Source organism: Tabrizicola sp. (assembly GCF_051645465.1).
In the GTDB taxonomy this organism is placed as follows: domain Bacteria; phylum Pseudomonadota; class Alphaproteobacteria; order Rhodobacterales; family Rhodobacteraceae; genus Tabrizicola.
In genome coordinates this window covers 1-3,784 of sequence record NZ_JBOFBI010000279.1, presented here as the reverse complement: position 1 = coordinate 3,784, position 3,784 = coordinate 1, and the positions used below count along the sequence as shown (strand labels likewise).

Annotated in this window: 5 protein-coding genes; 3 read left to right on the top strand and 2 right to left on the bottom strand. The window is 60.3% G+C overall.

The genetic code is table 11. The annotated features are described in order from the left end of the window. From ACRCSW_RS17710 to ACRCSW_RS17700, 3 genes are all read left to right on the top strand, one after another. On the top strand, window positions 1-740 hold a 740-nt coding region (locus tag ACRCSW_RS17710; protein ID WP_438706969.1), incomplete at its 5' end, for a peptidylprolyl isomerase. Between the two features lie 20 nt (window positions 741-760). Beyond that, window positions 761-1,345 (top strand): hemerythrin domain-containing protein, encoded by a 585-nt coding sequence (locus tag ACRCSW_RS17705; protein ID WP_438706968.1) that lies wholly within the window; start codon window positions 761-763, stop codon window positions 1,343-1,345. Beyond that, entirely contained in the window at window positions 1,335-1,970 is a 636-nt protein-coding gene (locus ACRCSW_RS17700) for a carbonic anhydrase (RefSeq protein WP_438706967.1), read from the top strand. Before ACRCSW_RS17705 ends, ACRCSW_RS17700 begins: the two co-directional genes overlap by 11 nt. Window positions 1,971-2,045: 75 nt before the next feature. On the opposite strand, the gene ACRCSW_RS17695 is transcribed toward ACRCSW_RS17700, so the two are convergent. Together ACRCSW_RS17695 and ACRCSW_RS17690 are read right to left on the bottom strand one after the other, a co-directional pair. Continuing rightward, on the bottom strand, window positions 2,046-3,386 hold the full coding sequence (locus ACRCSW_RS17695; protein ID WP_438706966.1) for a tyrosine-type recombinase/integrase: 1,341 nt from the start codon (window positions 3,384-3,386) through the stop codon (window positions 2,046-2,048). 242 nt (window positions 3,387-3,628) lie between these two features. Then, a partial coding sequence (locus tag ACRCSW_RS17690) for a PAAR domain-containing protein (protein ID WP_438706970.1) occupies window positions 3,629-3,784 on the bottom strand: 156 nt, incomplete at its 5' end.

Genomic DNA, 3,784 nt, shown 5'->3' with positions numbered 1-3,784 from the left:
CGGCCATCGCCGCCGAGGCCCAGAACCACAGCGCCCCAAAGGACAAGCCCGGCATCGCCTGGCGCAAGGCGGCGCAGGCATTGGCGATCCGTGCCCTGCTGTTGCAGGAGGCCCGCGCCCGTGGGCTGACGGCCGACCCCGAAGAACTGGCCCCCGGCCGGATCGAGACCGGGGACGAGGCGCTGATCCGCGCCCTTCTGGACGAGGCGCTGACGATTGCGCCAGTGACGGACGCCGACGTGCGGGCCGAATGGGTAAAGAACCCCGATCGCTTCCGCTCAGCGCCGCTTTGGGATGTGTCGCATATCCTGTGCGCCTGCGATCCGCGGGACGAGGCGGAACGTGCAATGGCCGAAGCCCGCGCCAGGGCCGTACTGGCGCGGCTGGACGGTGATGCGAAGGGCTTCGCTCTCGCCGCGCGCGAAAGCGATTGCGGGTCAAAGGCGTCGGGCGGGCATCTGGGCCAGCTTGGCCCCGGCGATACCGTGCCTGAGTTTGAAGCGGCGCTGCGCGGCCTGACCGAAGGTGCGATGACTCCCGCGCCGGTCCTGTCGCGCCACGGCTGGCACATCATCCGGTTGAACGCCATCGCACCGGGGCAGGTTCTTCCCTATGAGACCGTGCGACCGAAGATCGTGCAGGCATTGGAGAAAGCGGCCTGGGCGCGCGCCTCGCGCGCCTTCATCGAAAGGTTGGCCAACGACGCGCAGATCTCTGGCGCAAGCCTGATGCCGATCTGAACGGCGTGAAAGGAGGGGTCATGAAAGGCCAACATTCCCTGCGGACGCAACGGGTGCGACGCGGCGATGGTTTGTCTCCGACCGACCCCTCGCTGCTCGCGACGCCGCTCGAATTCCTTTGTGAAGATCACGTGCGTGAACGTCAGGTTTGCGCTGTGATCGACCGACTGGCCTCGTATGTGTCATTTGACCAGTCAGCTGCGCAAACGGTACTGCAGTTCGTGAACGAAGAACTGAACCTGCATATGCGTGACGAGGCCGAAGACCTGTTCCCGCTGCTCGCGCGGCGTTGCCCTGCCGAAGATGGAATTCGGAGCGTGATTTCCCGCATCTGCAGTGATCTTGATGAAGCGGCACGGCTTTTGCCGGGTCTGCGGGACGCTCTCGCCCGGTGCCTCGATACCGGGGCTACGCTTACGGTCGAGGATCGCCAGTTGCTGATACGGTTTGCAGGCCATGTGCGCCGTCACCTTGCCGCAGAAAACGCAATCCTGTTGCCGATTGCCAGTGCCCGTCTAACGCGGTGTGATCTTCAAAAGCTGTCACGACAGATGAGGACGCGCCGAGGCTTGCCACCTGTTATGGACACGCCCGATGCTGACTGACCTCTTGGCGCGGAATCGGGTCTGGTCAGCAAGTCGCCAGGAGCAGGAACCCGAATACTTCATGCGGTTGGCGGCCCTGCAGGTGCCGGAGTATTTCTGGATCGGCTGTTCGGACAGCCGTGTTCCGGCAAACGTAGTCGCGGGTCTCGACCCGGGCGAGGTCTTCGTCCACCGCAATGTCGCCAACACCATTCACTCGTCCGACATGAACCTGCTGTCAGCACTGGAATTCGCTGTCGAGGCGCTGAAAGTGCGCGAGATCATCGTCTGTGGGCATTACGGCTGTGGCGGCGTCAGGGCCGCCACTGAGGACTTGCCACACGGGTTGGTCGATCACTGGCTTGAGGCCATTCGCCGACTGTCCCGGGCTTATGCGGTCGATCTGGGCCGAGAGCCCGACATCGAGGGGCGGCGCGACCGTCTGGCGGAGTTCAATGTGGTCGAAGGTGTCAGGCGGGTCTGCGAAACGCCGATCCTGCAAAGGGCTTGGCGTCGCATGGCAAATGTTCGCGTCCACGGTTTGATCTATGGACTGAAGGATGGCCGCCTGCGCGACCTCGATTGCACCATTGGCCCAGGCCACTTCAGAGTGGATTTACCCCACAGGTTGGACCACGGGCCATGAAGAACCGATAAGCCTTGTTTCGGAATGCAAAATTGACCCCGCTGGCGGGGTGATTGGCTCACCTCCGCGTCGCAATCAACAGCTAGCAATCGCATGGTCTTCACCAGACGCTTTTCGCAGGAAGCGCGCGAGCGCCGCTTTCCGGGACGCTCGATCCAGTGCGTAGGCGGTCTGTTTGAACGCAACTCCGTCGAGAAGTCCCCGAATATAGCCTGCGATCGTATCCGCGGCCATGATCAGTGCCGTGTCGAGAGTGTGGATGTATTTGCTGGTCACCGTACCTGTCGAATGTCCAATGAGGGCGGCAATGGTGCTTTCGGTGAAGCCAAGGTCGTTCGCAATACTGGCAAAGCTGTGCCGTAAGACATGAGCGGTTATGTCCTCCAGAGCTGATCCTGCAAAGATGCGCTGCCAGTGATTGGGAAAACTGCCGAACGGCCCGGCGGTGCGCGAACCCGGAAACACATAAACTTCGGACTGCGTTTGCCTGTGTTTTTCGAAAAACTCCACCACGGGGATGCCGATAGGGCGCGTCGATGCGCCTTCTTTGGACTCCGAAAGCCGCAGACAGCTGTTCTCCAAGTCGACATCGCTCCATTTGAGCGAGACGATTTCGCTCCTGCGGCATCCGGTTAGGGCAAGTTGCCGAATGATCTCCACCGTGAAGACATACCTTTCGTTCTTGCCCGCCTCTCGCAACATCTTTCCAAGAAGCCGATATTCATCTTCGCTCAACCTCCGGTCACGTACCCGGTCTTTCGGTTTTCGTATGCCGTGGGCAACATTGTGCTCGATAATGCCAGCGTTGATCGCATAGGTGAGCATGGAACCAATCAGGCCAACGGACCTGCTCGCAGTACCTGTACCACCTCTCAGCACAGACTTGCCACGCAGCTTGGCGGATTTCTTAACTGCGCGGGTCTTTCCAGCAATGATGTCATTCATGGCCTTGGTTACATCGGCTCTGGAAAGATCGCGAACGCGCCGCTTGCCAAGGAGAGGGACGATATGGCCATTGATCCTCCCGACATCCGTTTCCACAGTTGACGGCTTTTTCGGACGCCCGCCTTTCCCGAGGATGAGCCCGGCGCGCATGGCTTCCAGATATCGATCGCACAGCTCCTTGACCGTCATCGCGTTACGATTGATCTGCTTGTCTTCGGCGGGGTTGTCACCTTGCGCCACCTTACCAAGCTGGATCTTTGCCTCTCTGCGGGCGGTTTCAGGTGTCCAGACACCGTGCAAGCCGATGGCGTAGCGGCGAGAGCGACCAGCCGATCTGTATTGAATAACGTAGCTGCGTTTGCCGGAGGCAAAGACGCGAAGGCCAAATCCCGGGAGTTCATCATCCCAGATGACGTAGTCGTTCGCCCGGACATCCGCGCTGTCAACGAACCTCTTGGTGATCTTTGCCATGGAGCATCTCCCTTCCAACGCCAAGTTCGCCTAGGTTTCACGTAAGCACCACGTAAGCACTTGAACGAAAGCTAAGGCGTAGTTTCGGATAGAAGCTTCGGCGCGACAGTTGATAAATGCAATTGATTTCAGGTAGTTATCGTACCGTAGCGTGCTCTATCGTGTTTTTCGGAAAGCTAGACATATTACCTCCGAAGGCAGAGGCCACACGTTCGAAGCGTGTCGGGTGCGCCAGTTTTCCCTTAGTCGGCCCGCACCGTCGGGACGCCCATCACCAGCTTGCCGCCATGCGCTGTGCCATCCCCCATGCGCACAACGCCCTTGCCCATGATCTTCACCACGCTCGATCCCTGGTTCATCGTGTCTGGCGGGCCGATGCAGGTGCAGGTACCCCCGAC